The sequence below is a fragment of the Aquabacterium sp. genome, from assembly GCF_041909175.1.
Classification (GTDB): Bacteria; Pseudomonadota; Gammaproteobacteria; order Burkholderiales; family Burkholderiaceae_C; genus Aquabacterium.
In genome coordinates, this window is sequence record NZ_JAYRDZ010000007.1 from 150,361 (window position 1) to 171,703 (window position 21,343).

A 21,343-nucleotide genomic window follows, 5' to 3' on the forward strand; every position below is an offset into this window, starting at 1 on the left:
CAGGTTCGTATGTCGATAACCGAGGGGCGGTCGCCATGAAGCGCGCGTTGCAATCTTTTTTCTTTCCGGGTGTGCTGGTCATGCGCAGCCTCCGCTTGCGCGCCAAGCTCGTGGGTTTGATGGCGTTGCTGATCGTGCCCTTGCTGGTCTTGATTGTGGAGACCATTGCACGCCACCGCGCTGACCTGACAGTGGTGCAAAACGAAATACAGGGTGCCGATATTGTTCGGGCGCTGGACGACGTGGTCGTGCTGACCCAGAAGCACCGAGGGCAGAACAACATGGTGCTGTCGGGCAACAGCGCTGCGCAGGCCGGGCGGGACGAAACCCGGCAAAAGCTGGCCGAGGCCCTTGCGCAGGTTGAGACGGTGCTGGCGCATGGCCCTGAATTAGGTCTGAAGTCGGACTGGCAGGCGCGGGGCAGCGAGCTGCTGCGCATCACAGGTCAGCAGTTGCCCAACGACAAGAAAGAAGCCTTCCGGTTTCACACAGAGCAGGTCAATGCCCTCATGGAGCTGATTCAGCTGGCGGCTGAAAAGTCGGGCCTGTTGCTGGACCCCGAGGCCTCGACTTATTTCCTGATGGATCTGACGGTGGAGCGTGTGCCCTTGTGGTCTGAGACCGTGGGGCTTTTGCGAGGGCAGGGGGCGGGGGTGCTGGCTGCACACGAGATGAACTCGGCCGAGCGCAGCGCCCTGATTGGCCGAGCCGAGGCTTTGAACAACACCCTCAAGGCGGTACGGTGGCGGCTGGGTGCCTTGCAGCGATCCGGTGAAACGGCTCCCTTGAGTGCGGACGGTGCCCTGAAATCGAGTGAAACGTTTGTCGAGGCGGTGCGTGCGGCGTTTGGCGGGGAGGCTCCGGTGGGTGAGGCTGCGGCCTACTTTGCACAGGGCACCCAGGTGATCGGTGAGGTGCAGGCCTTTCACCACGATGCCCTGGCCCGCTTGACCGGCTTGCTGAAGGCGCGTGAAGGTGCGCTCCAGCGGGAGTTTCTGTTTTCGATGTGCCTGTCGGCCGTCGGTGTGCTGGGGCTGTTGTATGCGGTGATTTCGTTCTACCGCAGCTTCATGGGCGCCATGGGCGCGGTGCACAAGGCGGTGTCGGCCAGTGCCGATGGCGACCTGTCTCAGCATGCGGCGGTCAGGGGGCGCGATGAGGTGGCCTTGATCGGCGCCGATCTGGAACGCATGAATGCCAGCCTCTCCGGCATGGTGGCGGAAATCCGCAGCACGGCTGCGATGGTGGCGATGGAGGGCGAGTCGCTCACGCGTGGCAACGAGGAGTTGTCAAGCCGCACCGAGCAGCAGGCCGCCAGCCTGGAGCAAACGGCCGCCAGTGTCGAGCAGTTGTCGAGCACTGTGCAGCACAACGCCGACAACGCCCGTGCGGCAGATGGCCTGGCGACGCGGGTGCGCGATGTGGCCGAGTCAGGCAGCGGCGCCATGCAAGGGGCCGTGTCCACGATGACGGCGATTGAAGACAGCTCGCGCAAGGTAGGCGAGATCGTCGGCGTGATCGATGCGATCGCCTTCCAGACCAATATCCTCGCGCTCAATGCGGCAGTGGAAGCCGCGCGTGCCGGCGAGTCGGGGCGTGGCTTTGCCGTGGTGGCGGCGGAGGTGCGCACCCTGGCCCAACGCAGTGCCCAGTCGGCAGCCGAGATCAAGAGCCTGATAGGACAAAGCCGAGAGCAGGTGGAGTCAGGTGCCGCGCAGATTCGCGAGGTGAGCGAAACGCTCGATAAAGTGGTCGCGGGCATCCGCGAGGTGGCGGCCAATGTGAATGCGATCTCGGCCTCGACGGTGGAGCAGAGCGAAGGCCTCAGCCAGATATCCACCGCTATCCAGAGCCTGGACCAGATCACGCAGAGCAATGGTCTGATGGTGGAGGACTCGGCCCGTGCCGCCAAGGCCCTGATGGAGCGTGCGCGCCACCTCACGTCGGCGGTCTCGGCCATGCGGCTGCGCCAGGGCAGTGCGGACGAGGCCAAGACCTTGGTGGAGCGCGGCCTGCAGGACATTCGTCAGCATGGCTTCGATGCGGCCGTGCGCCTGTTTCAGGATCCGCAGGGCAGCTACATCGACCGCGATCTCTATGTGTTTGCGATCGACCGGCAGGGGGTGTTCCGGGCGTTTGGCGCCGACCCGAAGCGGGTGGGGCGCTCGTTTGACGAGATGCCCGGCGTGGACGGGCCAAAGCTGGTTCACGACGCCTTTGAAGTTGCCCAGCACGGCGGTGGCTGGGTGGAGTACCGCATCACCAACCCGATGACGGGTGAGGTGGCGGAAAAGACCACGTTTGTGCGCCCCATCAACCAGAACATGGTGCTGGGTTGCGGCATCTACAAGGGGCTCAACACCCAGCGGATGGCCTCGTCGGACGACGAAGACGAGGGGTGAGCCCGGGCGTCATGCCGCCAGCGGCAGGGTGAGTGTGAACACGGCGCCCCCCTCAGGGCCGTTGCCTGCTTCGAGCTTGCCACCGTGCCGGTCGACGATGCCGTAGCTGATCGACAGACCGAGACCAGTGCCCTGCCCGACGGGTTTGGTGGTGAAGAAGGGCTCGAACAGCCGGCTGAGGTTGGCCGGTGCGATGCCTGGGCCGTTGTCGATGAAGCGCAGGGTGACCTGCGCATCGTGCTTGTTGCCCACGATGCGCAGGGTGGCATCCGGCTGGCTGGCCGTGGCGTCACAGGCGTTTTGAATCAGGTTCATGACCACCTGCTGCAGTTGCCCTGACGAGCCCTGGCAGTAGAGGTCGGCGGGCAGGTCCATGTCCACCTGGAAGCGCATGGGGGCGCTTTGAACCACCCAACGCACCGAACGTTCGATGACCTCGTTGAGGTGCACGCGCTCGGCACTCATGCGGTCCACCGCCGAGAAGCGCTTGAGGGCATCGACGATGTCGCGGGTGCGCTCGGCGCCTTCGATCATGCCGTCGATCAGGTTGGGCAGATCGGCCAGGATGCGGTCGATACGCAGTTCCTTGCGTTGAGCCTTCAAGGCAGGGTCTTCAGCCAGCGGGCTGGCGTGCACGGCCTGCAGATAGCCATCAAGCCGCCCGGCGTAGCGCTGCAGTGACAGCACATTGCCCAGCACGAAGCTGATGGGGTTGTTGAGTTCATGCGCCACACCGGCCACCAGCCGCCCGAGGGACACCATCTTCTCGGCGTGCAGCAGCTGGCTCTGTGTGCGCTTGAGGTCGTCATGGGCCTGGCGCAGGGCCTGGTAGGCCTTGCGCAATTCGCCTACCGGGCGGCCCGTGACCACCACGCCCACGAGCTTGCCGGCGGGCGACAGACGGGGGGTGCAGTTCATCGACACCGGCACGGTCGACCCATCGCCCGCACGCAGGAAGAGTTCGCAGTCGTGCAGCCCCTCGCGGGCATAGCGTGTCACGAGGTCACGGGCCTTGGCGCGCTCGGTGTCGTCGGCAAACAGCTCATACACCGGCTGGTGCAGCAACTGTGCAGCTTCCTTGCCGGTGAAGTGGCACAAGGCGGCGTTGACCTCTTCGATCTCGGCATTGCGGTTGCAGACGATCAGGATGTCCGACATCGACGAGAGCACGCTCTCGATGAACTGGTGCGAGGCTTCCAGGGCCTCGTTCTTTTCTTCGAGTGCCACCTCGTACTGAAGCAGGTCGTTGTAGACCTCATCCATCTTCTGGATGACTTCGATCCAGGCCTGCTCTTCGAGCTTCTCCGGCATGGGGGGCAAGGGTTCTGCCATCAGGCGCTCCTCAGTGCACGGTGCAGACCATGCAAGGGTCAAATGAGCGCACCACGTGATGCACGATGAAGGGGGCAGCGTCACCGGTCGGCAAGCCTACCAGGGCTTGCTCCAGCGGCCCGGGCTGGCCATGTGCGTCACGGGGCGAGAAGTTCCAGGTCGTTGGCGCCACGATCTGGTAGCGCTCGATGCGACCTCGCTTGACGCTGATCCAGTGGCCCAGGCTGCCACGTGCCGCCTCGACCAGGCCACGCGCCTCGCCTTCTTCGGGCAGGGGCGCCTCGATGCAGTAGGGCTCGCCTGGTTGCAGCGCGCGTGCCCACTCCAGCATGAGCGGCAGCACGCGGGCCATCTCGATCATGCGGGCCACCACCCGCGCCAGCACGCTGCCGCCGTGGCGCTGGACCAGGCTCAGCAGCAGTGGATGGCCGCCCACCATCTGGCGTGCCAGGGCCCCGGTTTCGGCCACCTGACCGTCATAGCGGGGGGCCTTGCACCAGGTGTAGCCTTGCTCCTTGTCCGCCAGGACCCGGGTTTCGCCCTGTGCCGGTGCTTGGACCAGCTGTCCGGACAACCAGGCGTGGCTGATGTCTTCGGTGATGCGGCCATCGTCCAGTGGGGACACGGGGCCGGTGCTTTGGCGCACCCCGGCAGAAAACAGGCCGTAGGCACCGAAGGACAGGAAGTGATCGGTGGCTCGCCCTACGTGCTCGAGGCCGAGGTCATAGGCCAGGCGAACGAAGGTGGCGAGGTCGCCATAGGACTGCTCGGCCCAGGCGCGCAAGGCGCCTTCACTGGGCAAGGCGCTGAAGGTCTCCAGCTTGCAGCCCAGCAGTTCCTTTTCGACGAAGTCGATGAAGTCCCTCAAGGTAGCTTGCAGGTGTATGCGCTCTTGCGCGGTCACGGCCTTGGTGCTGCCACCGGGCTGCAAGGCCAGCGTGTGGGGCCAGCGCCCGGCCAGGATGCCGATCAGATGGAAGAAGCGCGCACGCGCAGGCAGCATGGTGCGCGTGGCTGTGCCCTGGACTGCCGTGAACCGATCGGCAACGGCCGCATGCCAGCGCCGACCGGCATAGGCGGGACGGGCGAAGTCCGGCATGAAGAAGAGGTAGAAATGGCTGAGGTGATCGGCGAGGTTTTCAGTCGCCTGGATCAGGTGTCGGGCCAGCACGGCATTCGGTGGCGGCGTGACCCCGGCCAGTTGTGCCAAGGCCTCGGCCGCCGCGGCAGACTGCGCGACCGAACAGATGCCGCAGATGCGCGGCACGATGCCCAGCGCGTCGGCGGGCAGCCGGCCCACGAGCAGCTGTTCGAAACCGCGGAACATGGGTGAGTTGACGCGTGCGCCCACCACGAGATCGCCTTCGACATCCAGGTGGACTTCGAGGTCGCCTTCGACCCGGTTGAAAGGCCCCAGTTGAATGCGCTTCATCGGCTGCTCTTTCTGCCGTTGGGCTTGTGCAGCGCTGGGACGATGACGGTGTGGTCGGCCACGGCGTTTTCACGCACCCGTGCCGGTGTGGCTGATTTGGACAAGGCTGCCAGGGCCACGAACCAGGCCTTGGGCATGTCGGCGGGCAGGCCCAGCGGGATGCCGGCGAGCTTGGGTGTTTCCAGGAAGGCGTGGCCGGGGGTCTCGAAGCCCGGTTCGGTGCAGCCCACACAGGCGAAGCCCCCCTTGATGCAGGAGTTGTTGCCGTTCCAGGGGCGGGTGTTGCAGTCGGCGTGGACCTGGGTGCCCTTGCAGCCCAGGTTCTCCATCAAACAGCCCAGGTCGGCATGCTTTTCAGCGCTGGCCTTGAATTCATAGAACTCGTTGCGGGGGCAGCCATGGTGGACCAGTTGGTCGGCGTACAGGCGCGGCCGGCCGAGCGGGTCCAGGTCCTCGGCCGTGAGGCCCTCGAAGGCGAGTTTTTGCAGGGTGTCGACCACCCAGCCCGGGTGGGTGGGGCAGCCTGCGATGTTGACGACCGGCAGGTCACCTTGCGAGCGAAAGGAAGCGCCCAGCAGACCGCCCGGGGTGGCTTCGTCGTATTGGAGGCCACAGGCTTCCAGCGGGTTGCCCGGGGTGGCCGCCGACAGCCCGCCGAAAGCGGTGCAGGAACCGATGGCAAATACCCAGCGCGCATGCGTGGCCAGCCGCATCACCCATTCGGTCAAGGGGCGGCCATCGCCCGACATCAGGTGGAACTTGCCGGTGCCATGGGGCCCGCGCATCATGGCGCCCTCGATGCACAGCACGTCGAATGGCTGCTCGCCACTGGCGCAGGCTTCCAGTATGGCCAGGGCTTCCGGTCCACTGGCTTCCGACAGTGCCGGATGCCAGACAAATTCGATGCCGGCGCTGCGCAGCTCGTCAAACAGCGAGCGCGGTTCGGCACACAGCAGGGACTGGGTACAGCCTCCACAGCCCCCGCTTTGCAGCCACAACACCTTCATTCCGCATCCCCCAGTCCGTACCGGGCGAGTTTGGCACGCAGGCCCACGCGGGAGAGCCCCAGCTCGCGCGCCACGCGTGATTTGTTGCCGGCATGTCGCAGCATGGCATCACGCAGGGTGGCTGTTTCCAGCGCGTCGACGCGGTCCTGCAGCGTGCCGCCGGTCAGGGTGGCCAGCGTCTGCTCGGGCGAGGCACTCAAGGCGCCCTGTGGGCGAGGGGTGAAGAGTCCATCCTGCAAGGCGCCATCTTCCGACAGGGCCACCAGCCGGATCAGCTGGTTTTGCAGCTCACGCACATTGCCCGGCCAGCCGTGGCTGACCAGGCGTGCCAGCAACCCGGGTGTCAGGTTCATGCCGGTCTTGCCCAGTTCCTGCTGGAAACGGCGGAGCAAGGTGTCGGCCAGCAGCGGCAGATCCATGGGGCGTTCGCGCAGCGGCGGCACACGCAGGGCGATGGTGGCCAGGCGGTAGTACAGGTCTTCGCGGAAACGGCCATCGCGCACATCGGCCTCCAGGTCGCGGTTGGTCGCGGCGATGACCCGCACATCGACGGTGACGGTGCGGGTGCTGCCCAGCGGCCGGAATTCGCCCTCCTGCAGTACGCGCAGCAGCTTGACCTGGAAGGCGGGGCTGGTCTCGCCGATCTCGTCGAGAAAGAGCGTGCCGCCATCGGCTTGCTGGAACAGGCCGATGCGGTCATCGACTGCGCCCGTGAAGGCCCCCCGCTTGTGGCCGAACAGTTCCGACTCGAGCAGGGTGTCGGGCACGGCGCCACAGTTCTGGGTGATGAAGGCCTTGTCGGCACGCTCGCTTTCATAGTGGATGGCGCGCGCGACCATTTCCTTGCCCGTGCCGGATTCGCCGGTCACCAGCACCGAGAGGTCATAAGGGGCCACCTTGCTGATCAGATCGCAGACGGCCTGCATGGGGCTGTCTTCGGCGCGGATGAGCGCGTCGAGGCCGAACTGCTGATGGGCCTGAGAGCGACGGCGTTCCACCTGCCGCTTGAGGGTCGGGCCGGCGATGCGCAGATCGAGTGCCAGGCGCAGGTTGTCCTGTTGCAGGCGCCAGACTTCGGCAGCGCGCTGCAGGGTCAGCAGCAGCTGTTCCGGCTGCCAGGGCTTGAGCAGGTATTGCCAGATGCCGGCGTCGTTCACCCCGGAGATGATGTCGTCGCTGTCGGTGTAGCCCGACAGGATGATGCGCACCAGATCGGGCCAGCGCTCGCGCACGGTCTTGAGAAACTGCACGCCGGTGGTGTCCGGCATGCGCTGGTCGGTCAGCACGATGCAGATGCCGGCCGACGCCTGTTCCTGTTCGAGGACCTCGATGGCCTGGGCGGCACTGCTGGCGCAAAAGACCTCGAAGTCTTCTTCCGCCGTGCGCCGGATGGCCTCCAGGGAACGGGGCTCGTCATCGACAACAAGGATGGCGGGGAGGCGGCGCTCTGCAGGCTGGGACATCAGGAAGCTCGGTAGGGGCGGGCAGGTCGATAGCCTGCCACAAATCAGCAGATGCGGGGCAGTTGCTCGCCAGACATCCAGTCAACGATACGCCGACCGCCGAGCGTGGTGGTCATCTGCACGAAGTGATGAGGGTCTTCGTGTACGGTGCCGATGACGGCGGCATGGCGCCCCAGCGGGTGGCTGCGCATGGCGGCGAGCAGGCGCTCGGCATCATCTGCTGCGCACAGGGCCAGCAGCTTGCCTTCGTTGGCCACGTAGAGCGGGTCGAGCCCCAGCAGTTCGCAGGCGGCTTCGACTGGTCGGGTCACCGGCAGGGCCTTTTCCTGCAGCATCATGCCGACGCCTGCCTGGCGGGCGATCTCGTTGAGCGTGGTGGCCACACCGCCGCGTGTTGGGTCGCGCAGGGTATGGATGTCGACCCCGGTGGCCAGCAGCGTGTCGATCAGGCCATGCAGGGCGGCCGTGTCGGACACGATGGGCGCTTCGAAGCCCAGGCTTTCCCGCTCGGCCATGATGGCCATGCCGTGGTCACCCATGGTGCCTGACAGCAGGATCACGTCGCCCACCTGGGCTCGCCGGCCCGACAGCGCACGGCCGGGTGGCACCACCCCGACGCCTGTGGTGGTGATGAAGACGCCATCGCCCTTGCCGCGTTCGACCACCTTGGTGTCGCCGGTGACGATGGGCACACCGGCTTCGTTGGCGGCAGCCGCCATGCTCTGGACGATGCGCGCCAGATCGGCCAGCGGGAAACCTTCTTCCAGAACGAAGGCAGCCGACAGGTACAGCGGGCGGGCCCCCATGACCGCCACGTCGTTGATGGTGCCGTGCACCGACAGGCAACCGATGTCCCCCCCGGGGAAGAACAAGGGGGAGACGACATGCGAGTCGGTGGCCATGACCAGGCGGCCTTCATGCGGCAGCGGCAGCACCGCACCATCGTCGCCCTGGGCGAGGTAGTCGTTGCCCAGATGGCGCGCGAAGAGCTCTTCGATGAGTTGCGCCATGGCGCGGCCACCCGAGCCATGGGCCATGTCGACACGGCCTGAACGGAGGTCCAGCGGCCGGACGTAGTGCTTGCGGGGTTCAGACATCTTTGTAGCGTCCATAGGTGTAGTGCGCCGCACAGGCGCCTTCCGAGCTCACCATGCACGAGCCCACGGGGTTGTCGGGTGTGCAGACGGTGCCGAAGATCTTGCAGTCCTGCGGGCGTTTGACTCCGCGCAGGATGGCGCCACACTCGCAGGCCTTGTGATCGGGCACCGAGCGGTAGGGTGTGGGGAAGCGCCGTTCGGCATCGAAGTCGGCATAGGCCTCGCGGATGCGCAGCGCCGAATGGGGCAGCTCGCCCAATCCGCGCCATTCGAACGTTTCGCGCAACTCGAACACCTCATCGACCAGACGCTGCGCCTTGCGGTTGCCATCACGGGTCACCGCCCGCGAGAACTCGTTTTCCACCTCGGCGCGGCCTTCGTTGACCTGGCGGATCAGCATGCGGATGGCCTGCATCACATCCAGCGGCTCGAAGCCGGCGATCACCACCGGTTGGTGGAAGCGCTCCGAGACGAACTCGTAGGGTGCGCTGCCGATGATGGTGGACACGTGGGCCGGCCCCACCAGGCCATCGAGCACCACGGTGCCGAGCTCCTGCACCTCGGGCGAGGTCAGGATGCTGGTGACGGCAGCAGGGGTGAGCACATGGCAGCACAGCACCGAGAAGTTCGATACCCCCAGCGCCTTGGCCTGCGAGAGGGCGACGGCGGTGGGCGGGGTGGTGGTCTCGAAGCCGATGGCAAAGAAGACGACCTGACGGTCAGGGTGCTTCTGGGCCAGTGCCAGGGCGTCGGCGCTGGAGTAGACCATGCGCACATCGGCGCCGCGGGCCTTGGCCTTGAGCAGGGACAGTCCGTCCGAGGCCGGCACGCGCAGGCAGTCTCCATATGTGCACAGGATCACGCCGTGGTCGAGTGCCATCTGGATGGCCTGGTCGATGCGCCCGATGGGCAGCACGCACACGGGGCAGCCCGGTCCGTGGATCATCACCACGTTGTCGGGCAGCAGGTCGCTCACGCCATAGCGCGAGATGGCATGCGTGTGCCCGCCACAGAACTCCATGAAATGGTAGCGGCGTGCCGGGGCGGCCTCCTGACGGATGGCCTGGGCCAGCTTGCCTGCGACCTCGCCATCGCGGAATTCGTCGATGTACTTCATGACGAGATCTCGGCAAACAGTTGCAGGGTGCGCGCGGCCTCGTCGGGGTCGAGCTTGTTGAGCGCGTAGCCCACGTGCACGATCACGTAGTCGCCCACGGCCACATCCTCGACCAGGGCCAGGGAAATCTCCTTGCGGACGCCGGCCAGATCCACCACGGCCTGATCGGCTTCGCGCAGTTCAACGACCTGCGCCGGTATCGCGAGACACATTGCTCATCTCCTTGTATGCATGGCGGGCAACCCAGGCCTGACCGAGGGCGATGCCCCCATCGTTCGGGGGTGCCAGGTGGGCCTGAATCAGCCCGATGTGGTGGGTGTGCAGGTGCTGGCGCAGTTGGCTTGCCAGCACCTGGTTGAGTGCGCAGCCGCCGGCCAGCAGCAGAGCATCACCCGGCTGCAGTGCCGCCACCGTGCGGGCCCAGTCGGCCAACGCGGCTGCCAGGGTGCTGTGGAAGAGGGCGGCGCCATGGGCTGGGTCCGTTTCATGCAGCAGGGCGGTCAGCAAGGGGCGCAGGTCCAGTGTGCTGTCTGCCAGGCGCCAACCGTCCGGTAGCGGTGGGACGGCACCGCGCTGCGCGGCCAGGCTTTCCAGTTCCATGGCGGCCTGGCCTTCGTACAGATTGGCATCGCGCACACCCAGCAGGCCTGCAGCGGCATCAAACCAGCGTCCCAGGCTGCTGGTGCGGGGGCAGTTCAGGCCTTTGTCCAGCAGCCTGTACAGGGCGCGGGCATCTCGCGCGGGGGCGTGTCGGGCGGCCCAGGCGTCCACCTCGTCATGCAGGCCTGCCGCATGCAGGGCCGAGATGGCTATGCGCCAGGGCTCGCGGGCCGCACGGTCACCACCGGGCAAGGCCAGGGCGTGCAGGTGGCCCAGTCGTTCGCAGCGGGCGCCGTCCACACGCAGCAACTCACCACCCCAGGCCCCGCCGTCAGGGCCGATCCCGACGCCATCCAGCGCCAGGCCCGTCACCGGGCCGTTCAGCCCGTGTTCGGCACACAGCGCGGCCAGGTGGGCGTGGTGGTGGGCCACTGGAATGGCCGGGATCTGCCAGCGTGCGGCCAGGGTGGCAGCGAGGTGGGTCGAGGGCGCATCGGGATGCAGGTCATGTGCCACCACGTCGGGGCGCACATCGAGGATCTGCAGCAGGTGGTCGGCCACTTCTTCCTGGAAAGCCACGGCGGCGGCGTTGTCGAGGCTGCCAATGTGCTGCGAGAGGATGGCCGCTTGCCCCCGGCTCACACACACGGAGTTCTTCAGGTAGGCGCCCAGGGCGAGCACCGTGGGGCCCTCATCCCGCAGCGGCAGCGGTGCGGGCACATGCCCCCGGGCCCGGCGCAGCAGGGTGGGGCCAGCGGCATCGGCCCGCACCACGCTGTCGTCACAGCGGACCACGATGTCGCGGTCGTGCAGCAGGAAAGCATCTGCCAGGCCAGCCAGTCGGCTCAGGGCTTCATCGTTGTCGCGCACCAGCGGCTCGCCGTGGGGGTTGGCGCTGGTCATCACCAGCAGCAGCGGGTGTGGCTGGGTCAGCCAGTCGGTACCCGCGGGGCGCCCCGCGGCTTCATGCCACAGCAAGAGGTGCAAGGGCGTGGCCGGGCGCATCACCCCCAGGTGGCTCAGCCCGGGGGCGATGCCGTCGAGCTCGGCCGGGCCGCGTGGGCACAGCACGATGGGCGCCGCCGTGCTGTCGAGCAGGTGCGCGTCGGCCGGGCCAATGTGCGCGACCGATTGCAGCGATGCGGCATTGAGCCCCATGACCGCCAGGGGCTTGGCTTCGCGGTGCTTGCGCGCACGCAACTGGGCGACCACCTCGGGCTGGCGGGCATCGCAGGCCAGGTGGAAACCGCCCAGGCCCTTGATGGCCACCACTTGCCCGGCGCGCAGCCGGGCCACCGTCTGCTCGATCGGGTCACCCGGTACGGGATGCCCTTGTGCATCCAGCAGGCTCAGGTGCGGGCCGCAGACTGGGCAGCAGGTGGTTTCGGCATGAAAGCGGCGGTCAGCGGGGTTGCGGTATTCGGCCTCGCAGGCCGGGCACAGCGGAAAGGGTGCCAGGCTGGTGCGCGCGCGGTCGTACGGGATGCTGCGGCTCACCGTGAAACGCGGCCCGCAATGGGTGCAGGTGGCGAAAGCGTGGCGCCAGCGGCGCCCTTCTGGCTGGCAGATGTCGGCGGCACAGTCCGGGCAGATGGCCGCATCGGGGCCGATGGCGGTGTGGACCTCGCCGCCCACGCTGTCCAGGATGGCAAAGCCCGTGACGGGCCAGGATACATCGGAGGCGGGTGGGGCGTCTTCGATGGCGTCGATGCGGGCCAGCGGCGGCAATTCAGCCGGCAGCCTGTGCAGAAAGCGCGCGAGCGCCTCACCGCCGACGGCCAGTGACACGCCCTGGCCGTCGTTGCGCACCCAGCCGGCCAGGTTCAATTCACGGGCGAGTTGCCACACATAGGGGCGAAACCCCACCCCTTGAACCAGACCGCGAATGCGCAGATGCCGCACGTCCATCTTCGCCCCGGGCTCGGTGTGCTGGCTTCAGCGCGCGGCGAGCTGACGCTCGAGCTCGGCGATGCGGGCCTTGAGTGCGTCGACGTGGTCGTGGCGCTTGGCATGCTGGGCTGCCAGACCGGCGCGGATCCAGTCCAGCCAGGCCGCCATGCCATCGCCTGTTGTGGCCGATACGCGGAAGATCGTCAGGTGCGGGTTGACGCGGCGGGCGTTGGCTTCGGCCAGATCGGCATCGAACTGCAGGTAGGGCAGCAGGTCGCACTTGTTGAGCAGCATCACATCGGCGGCTGCAAACATGTCGGGGTACTTCAGGGGCTTGTCCTCCCCTTCGGTGACCGAGAGGATGGCGACCTTGTGGTGCTCACCCAGGTCGAACGCGGCGGGGCAGACCAGGTTACCCACGTTTTCGATCAGGAACAGCGAACCCTCGGCGGGCTGGAGCCGATGCATGGCATGGCCGACCATGTGACCATCAAGGTGGCAGCCCTTGCCGGTGTTGATCTGCAAGGCCGGCACACCCGTGGCACGGATGCGCTCGGCGTCGTTGGCGGTCTGCTGGTCACCCTCGACCACGGCGATCTCGACCTCACCCTTGAGTTGCTCGATGGTCTTGACCAGCAGGGTGGTCTTGCCGGAGCCGGGGCTCGACACGAGGTTGAGCGTGAAGACGCCGTGTTCGTCGAACCAGCCGCGGTTGGCATCGGCGTACGCGTTGTTCTTGGAGAGGATGTCCTGCTCGATCTGCACCATGCGGGCCTGGCTCATGCCGGGCACGTGCGCACGGGCAGGGCCAGCGCCGAAGTCCAGGTCCTGGCCGTGGTGGTGGTCGTGGTCATGGGGGTGTCCATGGTCATGCGCATGACCGTGTTCATGTCCCGGCTCATGGGGGTGGGCGTGCGCATGTTCATGGTCGTGATCATGGCTGTGCGTGTGCACCGTGCCATCCGCATGCACATGGGTGTGGCTGTGGCCATCACCCTCGATCTTCACTTCGCCTGCACTGCAGCCGCAAACTGTACACATGGTCTTGTCTCCTGCACAACGATCGCTCAGGCGATCTCGATTTCCTTGACCCGCATCTCGGTGCCGCCGGTGGGTTGCACCTGGTGGCTGCCGCACTGCGGGCAGGCTCCATACCGTTCATTGATTCGAACCGAGGCGCCGCAGGGCAGGCACCAGGCCGTGCCGGGGACGTCGATGATCTCGAGCACGGCGCCGTCGGCCACGCTGTGACGGGTCACGACGTCGAAGCAGAAACGCAGGGCTTCCGGCTCGACCGACGACAGCTCACCGATTTCGACAATGACGCGGCTGACCTGCCGGGCCCCTTCCCGGCGAGCCGTGTCTTCAACCAACTGAAGGACGCCTTCGGCGAGTGACATTTCATGCATGCTGCAGCTCCAGAGTGTACGGGAGGCAGGGGTCCAGCGCGAGCACCGCCTGGCCCAGCAGCTGGCGTGCATGAGCCAGGTCGTTCACGGCCTGTCCGGCCAGCAGGCGGTCGATGGCTTGCGGGTTGGCGAAATGGTGATCCGTGGGGGCCCAGATGGCATAGCGGGTCACCCGACTGTCTTCCACTGTCGCGGCATGGGTGAGCACCCCCCGCGCGGTCAGGGACTGCGCGATGCCATGGGGTGCCTCCCCCCAGTTGGCCACGGGGTAGGGGCGTTGTTCTGCGAGTGCACGGGCCGCATCGTGGGCGGCTTGCACGCGTGACAGGAAGGCACCTCGGATGGACGTCACCGTGTGGCGTTCGGGAGGCGTCCAGGCACCACCCACCCAGTGCATGCACCATGATTCGGGCGACAGGGCGGCGGGAGCGGGGGGCACTGTTCCACCATCGTCGGGCAGGCGTGCCGCACATGGCTCGACCAGTGCGGCCAGGGGGCCATCCAGCAAGGCCTGGGTGATCTGGCCCCGGGTGTCCTGCTCGCGCTGGCGACGCCAGTCGGCAAAGGCCTGGCGGGCCAGCTCGAGCCCCACAGCAGCGGGCCAGTCCAGCAAGAGGCGCCACAGGGTTTCGTGCAGCAACTCGTGCCAGAGCGCCTGCGTGCGCTGAGGCGGCAGCGGTTGCTCCTGGGCCGAGGCCAGGGCCAGGGCTGCCGTGGCCCATTGGGCCTGGGCGCACAGGGCATAGAGCCCCGGCACCAGTTGCTCGACAGCATAGGCCGATCGACCCGTGAACAGCCGCGTGAGGTCGGGCCGCGACAGGGCCACGTCACAGCCTTGGATGTGGCCGTCCTGAACGCGGGCCGTCACCAGCAGGGAGCCAGCCAGATTCATGCGCCCAACCCCAGAAAACGGCGACGGCTGGGCGGGGGCGTGGTCGCCGCCGGCGACGCGGGGGCCGCCTTGGGCTCATCGAGTGCGGCCATGGCCGCCTCGGCGGTCAGGCGGGCCTGCTCATGTGAATCGAATTCGGACATCGGAGAAAACAGGGAACACAGGTGGTAGCTGCCGATCTGGGCTTCGTCGGCCACCATGAACTCGTAATGGCCGGAGGCGAAGTCCCACTCCAGCTTGGCCCCGGTCGGGCAGTCAGGCCAGCCTTCAGCCTGGCCGCACAGGCGCAGCAGGTTGAGCGACCAGGGCGTGACCATGGCCCCCACCCAATGCCCGTCCGCCGCACGCCGAAAGCCCACGGCTTCGACCTGCAGGGCCGGGTTCAGGATGGGCAAGCCGGCCATGCGGGTCTCGGCCACGTGGCGGAACAGGGCCTCCAGTTGCGGCGATGGGTCCAGGTCCCAGATCTTCACAGGGTCACTCAACCATCTTCAGGAACTTGTGGCGCGGGCCGTCGCAGCCGGGACAGCACCAGTCGGTCGGCAGCTCTGAAAACGCCGTGCCGGGCGGGATGCCTCGGCTGTCGTCACCCTGCTCGGGGTCATACACCCACCAGCAGATGCTGCACTCCAGCTTGTCGCCCGGGGCCAGATCCTGATAGGCCCCTTCAAATCGGGTGGGCGTGTTCATACCGGGTCGACCATCACGTCCAGGTATTCGCGCAGGCGTTCGATCGAGTCATCGAAGTCTTCCTGTGCAGCCAGGGCCACTTCCGGCATGTCCACCACCTCGATCGAGTTGAGGATCAAGGTGTCCATGCTGTTGAAGTACTGCACCCACCAGACGTTGCGCAGGTGCGTGCTGGTGATGCGGCAGTTGCCATAGCCACGCGAAAGAATGGACACATCGCGGTGACCCAGCCAGTGGTAGAGCGTGTCGAGGTCGGCGTCGCTGACAGGCAGCAAGGTCAGGTTGATGACGTGGGCGCTCTGGCCGTCGGCATAGCTGGCTGCGCGCTGGCGGATCTCTTCGACCAGGGCAGGGCTGTTCATGGTGCCCTCCGGAAAGGCCGGGGCAGCCAGTTCAGCCTGCGCCGTGCCCGTCATGGCATCGCGCAGCACCTGCGGGATGGTGCCAGTTTCCAGGCGGTCCAGGGTGATCTGACCCTGGGGGCTGACCTGCAGCACGCGCCAGATGCCGGCGAACGCCGTTTCCTGCACGCGCCACTGGGTGTCACCGCTGGTGAAGGCACTGACCTCGCCAAAGCCCATCGACTGGTTGATGACGTTGCGGGTGCCGGCGTCCAGACTGGTCAGATCCAGTGTCGGCGCGCGGCCGAAGCCGCTGCGCTCGGCGTCGTCGACAAATCGGGTGAGCAGGTCGGCGGCGCGTTGCAGCGATTCCTGGCTGGCATCTTCCGGCAGGCGGGGCGCCGAGAAGGTGTCCATGCCCTTGGGCATGGGCAGGTAGTCCGGGCCATCGGTGTCTTGCGAGCCGGGGCCGACAGCGACCACGGAAATCGGGAAGGGCCGCATGGTGGGCGGCATGCCGTTGACGTTCATGAACAGGCTCCCTGACGGGTTTCGACACGCACAGGGATGCCGATGGGTTTCTGGATGCTGCTGTCGTTGGGGGCCATGGCGAGCAGGCGCTGTACTTCAGCCTGGTACTCGCCCCAGTCGCGGATGCCGGTCAGCACGCCAACGTATTGCCCGTCGCGCAGAAAGACCACGGCGGGGCCACGAAATGCCACGCCGTAACGCTGCAGCAGGGTGGGGGTGTGGTCGGGGCCGGACACCAGCTTGGTGACTTGTTCGGGCAGGCCTTTGAGGGCTTCCGGCAGGATCACGCAGGCATCGAGGAATTCAAGGTTGCGCTGCGGGTCATCGGTGAGCAGCAGCACGGCCAGGCCTGCCGGCAGATCGGGTGTGTCGTTGCTCAGGCGCTGGAAACCGTGCTTGTGCACCATGCGCTCGATGGCCGTGTCCAGCCTGTCCAGCGAGGTGGGGCCGGCAGTGAAATTCAGATTCATGGGTGTGCCTTCCGGAGGAATTCAGGCAGTTGGGGTTCTCTGTCGAGGTCGGCAAAGAAGGCGTCGAAATTGGTTTCGCCACGCTCGGCGGCTTGCAGCGCGGCCAGGGCATCGTTGACCATGCGGGCGTGGTCGGCCGAGATCACCTCGCGTGCGGCGTCCAGGAAGGTCATCAGCCAGGTGCCCGGCGCCTGCGGACCGACCAGGGCCAGGTCGACGCGGACCTCCTGCCCACCTTGGCCCAGGCAGCGCGCAAAGTGCTCACCCGACTCGATGACCTGAACGGGGATGCCCAGACACATCTCAGTTCGCCTCCATGTTGAGGAAGCGGGCATCGCCCAGGCGATAGGCCTGATCGGCAGAGGGGCGCTCGCCTTCGTAGACGTCCATGGCCAGCGCGCGGTCGGTCAGCAGGGTTTCCTGCTCGGTGCGGCGTTGACCTTCGGCACCCCAGCGCTGCAGCCAGGTCAGGGCGGTGTCGATGGCCGGCGCCATCTGGGCCTTGACCGCGTCGCGCAGGCTGCCGCCGTAGTCTTCGAGCTCTTCAGGCTGCACGCCAATGAGCACCAGCTCGGCGGGCAGCTTGCCCGTCAGTTCGGCAGCCATCAGCACTTCCTGAAAACCGGTCTGGTGCAGGCTCATCTTTTTGGCGCCCATGAAACGGGGTACCTGGTCGCCGACCACTTCGCGCAAGGTGCCCGCGGGGTCGCCGTAGTCGACCGCGTCGAACACCAGCAGGCAGTCGGCCTCCTGCACATAGGGCAGCAGGTAGAGGCCCTGGGTGCCCCCATCCATCAGGGTGACGTGTGCCGGGAAGGTCCAGTCGGCGTTGAGCGATTCGACACAACGCACGCCAAAGCCTTCGTCTGCCCACAGCAGGTTGCCGATACCCAGCACGAGGATGCGTTTGGAATTCATGGCAGAGGTCCGTAGAAACAAATGCCCCGGGGACGAGGTCACAGTCGGTCGATCAGTCCTTGAACATCCGCCAGCCGGAGATCATGGTCGAGATCAGGCTCTGGCGGCTCATGATGTCTTCACGGATGGCCGCATAGATGTGCACCACGGCAAAGGACATCATGATCCACATGCCCAGGCGGTGCAGGTTGTGTGTCTGCAGGGAGCCGCCCAACAGAGGCAGTACCCAGCCGAACAACTGGTCGCTCCAGGTGCCTACGCCGGCACCTTCGCTGTACAGCGCAAAGCCGGTGAACACCATGCCGACCGCCAGCACCGTGAAGAAAAAGAACATCATCAGCTGGGCCATCGGGTTGTGGCCCACGTACTTCTTGGGGTGCTTTTCCAGGAACATGTACCAGCGCACCTCGAAGAAGACCTCGCTCCACCAGGCCTTGTTCAGGATGGGGAGCATGAAGATCTGGCGTGCGTGCTTGTTGCCGACGAAGGCCCAGTAGATGCGCCCCAGCAGCCCGATCGCAAAGATGTAGGCCGCAGCGAAGTGCGCAAAGCGGATGTAGCCCAGCAGGAAGTTCTCGGCCGCCTCGCCTGGCATGGTTGGCAAGGGCTTGCCGATGAAGTAGCCGGTGACGGCCAGCGTGGTGACAGCGGCCGCATTGACCCAGTGCCACAGGCGCACGGGCGCCTCGTACACATAGATCGAGCGGACCTGTCGGCCACGCCGCTCGGCCTCCTGCATGTCGCGATGAGAAAGCATGATCAGCCCTCCTTAGCGGACCTTGACGCTGGACATTTCCTGACCGTCCGGGCTCATGACGTGGGTCGAGCAGGCCAGGCAGGGGTCGAACGAGTGCAGGGTGCGCAGGATTTCCAGCGGCTCGTCTGCCTTGGCCACCGGGGTGTCCATCAGCGAGGCTTCGAACGCACCGATCTGGCCCTTGTGGTCACGCGGGCCACCGTTCCAGGTGGTCGGCACCACGCACTGGTAGTTGTCGATCTTGGTGTCCTTGATCTTGATCCAGTGACCGAGCGCGCCACGCGGGGCTTCGGTGAAACCGGCGCCCTTGGCTTCCTTGGGCCAGGTGCTGGGGTCCCACTTCTCGATGTTGGCCGTGTTGAGGTCGCCGGCCTTGAGGTTGGCCATGAGCTTGTCGAAGAAATAGGCCATCTTGTGGGTGGCCCACTGGCATTCCAGCCCACGCGCGGCGGTGCGGCCCAGCGTCGAGAACAGGGCGGTCACCGGCGCGTCGAGTTCCCTGAGCAGGGCGTCGACCGGCTCCTTGAACTCGGGCTTCTTCTGGGCGTAGCCGATGATGTAGCGCGACAGCGGGCCGACTTCCATCGCGTGACCGCGCCAGCGCGGGGCCTTGATCCAGGAGTACTTGCCGCCTTCGTCGAGCTCCTTGATGTTGGTCTTGGTGCCCTTGGTGTTGGGGCCCAGCACGAAGCTGGGCTCGGTGATGCCGTCCCAGGGGTGCAGGCCTTTGGTCTCGTCCGGATACTTGTACCAGGAGTGCGCCACGAACTCCTGCACCTGGTCGACGTCCTTGAGGTCCACCTCGTGCACGGTCGACAGGTCGCCGTTGATGATGGCGCCGCGCGGCAGCAGCAGGTTGCTGGCCGAGTAGTCGTTCGCCTTGTCGGGGATGTCGCCGTACGACAGCACGTTCTTCGACGACAAGCCGCCACCGTACAGCCAGCCCTTGTAGAACTTGGCAATCGCGATCAGGTCGGGGATGTAGACCTGTTCGGTGAACTCGATGCAGCGGTCGATGATGCTCTTGACCAGGTTGAGCCGCTCCATGTTGACGGCCCCGACAGCGCCGACGCCGTCGAGGTTGATGGCGCAAGGCACACCGCCAACCAACCAGTTCGGGTGAGGGTTCTTGCCGCCGAAGATGGTGTGGATCTTCACGATGTCCTTCTGGAAGTCCAGCGCTTCCAGATAGTGGGCCACGGCCATCAGGTTGGCTTCCGGCGGAAGCTTGTAGGCCGGGTTGCCCCAGTAACCGTTCATGAAGGGGCCCAACTGGCCCGATTCCACAAATTTCTTGAGCCGGTTCTGCACGTCGCGGAAATAGCCTGGCGACGACAGCGGCCATGACGAGATGCTCTGCGCCAGGGCCGAAGTGGCCTTGGGGTCGGCCTTCAGGGCAGACACCACGTCCACCCAGTCGAGGGCGTGCAGGTGATAGAAGTGCACCAGGTGGTCATGCACCTGCAGCGTCAACTGCATCAGGTTGCGGATGCTGTTGGCGTTGTCAGGGATCATGATGCCCAGGGCATCTTCCACGGCGCGCACGGAGGTCAGCGCGTGGGTGCCGGTGCACACGCCGCAGATGCGTTCGGTGAAGGCCCAGGCGTCACGCGGGTCACGGCCCTTGAGGATCACTTCCAGACCGCGCCACATCGTGCCGGTGGAGACGGCGTTGCGGATGACGTTGCTGCTGTCGAGGTTCACTTCGACGCGCAGGTGGCCTTCGATCCGGCACACCGGGTCCACCACCACGCGCTTGCCAGAGTTGTCGAGCTTGAAACCCTGGGTTTCATACGATGCCATGCCTTATTCCCCTTGATGCTCGGTTTCGCCGGTCTTCTGGCGTGCGCGCGCCAGGGCCGATGCCGCTGCGTGGGCAGCGATCGCTGCACCCACGGCGCCGGCGGCGGTCTTGCCGATCGTGTCGGCGGTGTGTTCGGCGCCAAACGGCGTGACCGAGGTCACGCGGTCATAGAAGCTGCCCTTGTCCCAGAAGCCGTCTTCCGAGCAGCCGATGCAGCCGTGGCCGGATTGCACCGGCCAGCTGACGCCGCCGTTCCACCGCATGGAGGAGCAGGCGTTGTACGTCGTCGGGCCCTTGCAGCCCATCTTGTAGAGGCAGTAGCCCTTGCGTGCACCTTCGTCGTCCCAGGCTTCGGCAAACTGGCCGGCATCGAAGTGACCGCGGCGATAGCACTTGTCATGGATGCGCTGGCCGTAGAACATCTTGGGGCGACCCTGGCGGTCGAGTTCCGGCAGGCGATCGAAGGTGAGCATGTAGGTCACCACGCCGGTCATCACTTCGGCAATGGGCGGGCAGCCCGGCACATTGATGATGGGCTTGCCGGAGATCACCTTGTGCACGGGGGTGGCCCGTGTGGGGTTGGGCTTGGCGGCCTGCACGCAGCCATACGAGGCACAGGCGCCCCAGCTGATCACGGCCTTGGCGTCGGCGCAGGTTTCCTTGAGCACTTCCACGAAGGGGCGGCCACCGTGGATGCAGAACATGCCGTCTTCGTTGAGGGGCGGGTTGCCCTCCACGGCCACGATGTAGTTGCCCTTGTACTTCTTCTTGACCTCTTCGATGATCGCTTCGGCCTGGTGCCCGGCGGCGGCCATCAGGGTGTCGTCATAGTCGAGCGACAGCATCGACAGCACCACATCCTTGGTCAGCGGGTGGGCCGAGCGGATGAAGGATTCCGAGCAGCACGTGCATTCCTGCCCGTGCAGCCAGATCACCGGCGTGCGAGGTTTGGTTTCCAGCGCATGGGCGATGCGCGGGGCTGCAGCACTGCCCAGACCCAGTGAGGTAGCGGTCAGGCTGCAGAACTTCAGGAAGCTGCGTCGGGTGATGCCCTGACGGCGCAGCACTTCATAAAAGGTTTCGGTCACTTTTTTGTCCCCTAGTCGTCTTGTGGACGGGCGGTGCGTTTGTGCAAACGCCATGCCATTGCTGGGGAAAAAGGAAACCTGATGTGAATCAAGGACTTAACGC

21 protein-coding genes are annotated in these 21,343 nt (G+C 66.0%); 1 reads left to right on the top strand and 20 read right to left on the bottom strand.

Going from position 1 to position 21,343, the window contains the following annotated elements; translation table 11 throughout:
• Positions 1 to 35: 35 nt before the first annotated feature.
• Positions 36 to 2,402 (top strand): methyl-accepting chemotaxis protein, encoded by a 2,367-nt coding sequence (locus ACE3PH_RS12145; protein WP_374319302.1) that lies wholly within the window; start codon positions 36 to 38, stop codon positions 2,400 to 2,402.
• A 9-nt stretch (positions 2,403 to 2,411) separates the two neighbouring features.
• Here ACE3PH_RS12145 and ACE3PH_RS12150 read toward each other — a convergent pair whose 3' ends face one another.
• The 20 genes from ACE3PH_RS12150 to ACE3PH_RS12245 are packed head-to-tail and all read right to left on the bottom strand — an operon-like array spanning position 2,412 to position 21,240.
• Entirely contained in the window at positions 2,412 to 3,734 is a 1,323-nt protein-coding gene (locus tag ACE3PH_RS12150; protein WP_374319304.1) for a sensor histidine kinase, read from the bottom strand.
• A gap of 10 nt (positions 3,735 to 3,744) precedes the next feature.
• Positions 3,745 to 5,166 carry a nickel-dependent hydrogenase large subunit gene (locus ACE3PH_RS12155; protein WP_374319306.1) on the bottom strand — a complete coding sequence of 474 codons (1,422 nt, stop codon included), beginning with the start codon at positions 5,164 to 5,166 and terminating at the stop codon, positions 3,745 to 3,747.
• Positions 5,163 to 6,173, bottom strand: a complete 1,011-nt coding sequence (locus ACE3PH_RS12160; protein WP_374319307.1) for a HupU protein — start codon at positions 6,171 to 6,173, stop codon at positions 5,163 to 5,165. Before ACE3PH_RS12160 ends, ACE3PH_RS12155 begins: the two co-directional genes overlap by 4 nt.
• Positions 6,170 to 7,636, bottom strand: coding sequence for a sigma-54-dependent transcriptional regulator (locus tag ACE3PH_RS12165; protein WP_374319309.1), 1,467 nt, complete (start codon positions 7,634 to 7,636; stop codon positions 6,170 to 6,172). Before ACE3PH_RS12165 ends, ACE3PH_RS12160 begins: the two co-directional genes overlap by 4 nt.
• Before the next feature lie 44 nt (positions 7,637 to 7,680).
• Positions 7,681 to 8,733 (bottom strand): hydrogenase expression/formation protein HypE, encoded by a 1,053-nt coding sequence (gene hypE / locus ACE3PH_RS12170; protein WP_374319311.1) that lies wholly within the window; start codon positions 8,731 to 8,733, stop codon positions 7,681 to 7,683.
• Complete coding sequence (gene hypD, locus ACE3PH_RS12175) at positions 8,726 to 9,850, bottom strand: hydrogenase formation protein HypD (protein ID WP_374319313.1); 1,125 nt, start codon at positions 9,848 to 9,850, stop codon at positions 8,726 to 8,728. The genes hypE and hypD overlap by 8 nt, the downstream gene beginning before the upstream one ends.
• Positions 9,847 to 10,062, bottom strand: coding sequence for a HypC/HybG/HupF family hydrogenase formation chaperone (locus tag ACE3PH_RS12180; protein ID WP_374319315.1), 216 nt, complete (start codon positions 10,060 to 10,062; stop codon positions 9,847 to 9,849). Before ACE3PH_RS12180 ends, hypD begins: the two co-directional genes overlap by 4 nt.
• Positions 10,031 to 12,352, bottom strand: coding sequence for a carbamoyltransferase HypF (gene hypF / locus ACE3PH_RS12185; protein ID WP_374319317.1), 2,322 nt, complete (start codon positions 12,350 to 12,352; stop codon positions 10,031 to 10,033). The genes ACE3PH_RS12180 and hypF overlap by 32 nt, the downstream gene beginning before the upstream one ends.
• Before the next feature lie 33 nt (positions 12,353 to 12,385).
• The gene (hypB, locus tag ACE3PH_RS12190; protein ID WP_374319319.1) at positions 12,386 to 13,381 is read right to left on the bottom strand and encodes a hydrogenase nickel incorporation protein HypB; all 996 of its coding nucleotides are present in this window, start codon (positions 13,379 to 13,381) and stop codon (positions 12,386 to 12,388) included.
• 26 nt (positions 13,382 to 13,407) lie between these two features.
• Positions 13,408 to 13,749, bottom strand: a complete 342-nt coding sequence (gene hypA, locus ACE3PH_RS12195) for a hydrogenase maturation nickel metallochaperone HypA (protein WP_374319321.1) — start codon at positions 13,747 to 13,749, stop codon at positions 13,408 to 13,410.
• Positions 13,742 to 14,641 (bottom strand): hypothetical protein, encoded by a 900-nt coding sequence (locus tag ACE3PH_RS12200; RefSeq protein ID WP_374319323.1) that lies wholly within the window; start codon positions 14,639 to 14,641, stop codon positions 13,742 to 13,744. Before ACE3PH_RS12200 ends, hypA begins: the two co-directional genes overlap by 8 nt.
• Positions 14,638 to 15,114, bottom strand: a complete 477-nt coding sequence (hybE, locus tag ACE3PH_RS12205; protein WP_374319325.1) for a [NiFe]-hydrogenase assembly chaperone HybE — start codon at positions 15,112 to 15,114, stop codon at positions 14,638 to 14,640. The genes ACE3PH_RS12200 and hybE overlap by 4 nt, the downstream gene beginning before the upstream one ends.
• A 4-nt stretch (positions 15,115 to 15,118) precedes the next feature.
• Entirely contained in the window at positions 15,119 to 15,331 is a 213-nt protein-coding gene (locus ACE3PH_RS12210) for a rubredoxin (RefSeq protein WP_374319327.1), read from the bottom strand.
• The gene (locus tag ACE3PH_RS12215) at positions 15,328 to 16,203 is read right to left on the bottom strand and encodes a hydrogenase expression/formation protein (protein WP_374319329.1); all 876 of its coding nucleotides are present in this window, start codon (positions 16,201 to 16,203) and stop codon (positions 15,328 to 15,330) included. The genes ACE3PH_RS12210 and ACE3PH_RS12215 overlap by 4 nt, the downstream gene beginning before the upstream one ends.
• Positions 16,200 to 16,673 (bottom strand): hypothetical protein, encoded by a 474-nt coding sequence (locus tag ACE3PH_RS12220; protein WP_374319331.1) that lies wholly within the window; start codon positions 16,671 to 16,673, stop codon positions 16,200 to 16,202. The genes ACE3PH_RS12215 and ACE3PH_RS12220 overlap by 4 nt, the downstream gene beginning before the upstream one ends.
• A complete protein-coding gene (locus ACE3PH_RS12225) occupies positions 16,670 to 16,975 on the bottom strand; it encodes a HypC/HybG/HupF family hydrogenase formation chaperone (RefSeq protein WP_374319333.1) in 306 nt (101 codons plus the stop codon). The genes ACE3PH_RS12220 and ACE3PH_RS12225 overlap by 4 nt, the downstream gene beginning before the upstream one ends.
• 1 nt (position 16,976) lies before the next feature.
• The gene (locus ACE3PH_RS12230) at positions 16,977 to 17,591 is read right to left on the bottom strand and encodes a HyaD/HybD family hydrogenase maturation endopeptidase (RefSeq protein ID WP_374319335.1); all 615 of its coding nucleotides are present in this window, start codon (positions 17,589 to 17,591) and stop codon (positions 16,977 to 16,979) included.
• A gap of 52 nt (positions 17,592 to 17,643) precedes the next feature.
• The gene (gene cybH, locus ACE3PH_RS12235; protein WP_374319338.1) at positions 17,644 to 18,348 is read right to left on the bottom strand and encodes a Ni/Fe-hydrogenase, b-type cytochrome subunit; all 705 of its coding nucleotides are present in this window, start codon (positions 18,346 to 18,348) and stop codon (positions 17,644 to 17,646) included.
• 12 nt (positions 18,349 to 18,360) lie between these two features.
• The gene (locus ACE3PH_RS12240) at positions 18,361 to 20,151 is read right to left on the bottom strand and encodes a nickel-dependent hydrogenase large subunit (RefSeq protein WP_374319340.1); all 1,791 of its coding nucleotides are present in this window, start codon (positions 20,149 to 20,151) and stop codon (positions 18,361 to 18,363) included.
• Positions 20,152 to 20,154: 3 nt separating this feature from the next.
• On the bottom strand, positions 20,155 to 21,240 hold the full coding sequence (locus ACE3PH_RS12245; protein ID WP_374319342.1) for a hydrogenase small subunit: 1,086 nt from the start codon (positions 21,238 to 21,240) through the stop codon (positions 20,155 to 20,157).
• Positions 21,241 to 21,343 lie beyond the last annotated feature (103 nt).